Origin of the sequence: Nocardia pneumoniae NBRC 100136, from assembly GCF_000308755.1 — a bacterium.
Lineage (GTDB): Bacteria > Actinomycetota > Actinomycetes > Mycobacteriales > Mycobacteriaceae > Nocardia > Nocardia pneumoniae.
This window is the reverse complement of record NZ_BAGF01000028.1, coordinates 1-202: the sequence shown is the minus strand read 5'-3', so window position 1 is coordinate 202 and position 202 is coordinate 1. Positions and strand designations below refer to the sequence as shown.

1 protein-coding gene is annotated in these 202 nt (G+C 71.8%); it reads right to left on the bottom strand.

Annotation, left to right across the window (positions count from 1 at the left end):
* Positions 1-202, bottom strand: a 202-nt coding sequence (locus ON34_RS08725; protein WP_040776688.1) for a hypothetical protein, incomplete at both ends; no start/stop codon positions are given.

Below are 202 nucleotides of genomic sequence, written 5' to 3'. Positions count from 1 at the left end.
CGGGAATCGACGCGGCCCACTCGTCGCCGATGCTCTCGCGCAGCCGCATGAGCGTGTTCAACGCGAGATCGGCGTCCGGCGCGCGGGACAGCGCCCACAGCACGGGAATACTCTCGACGTTGTCCCAGCCCAGTTCGCGCAGCGACGCGGCGGCGGACGGCTCGAGCAATCCGAGCCGACCGACGCCGGGGACAGCGGAGCG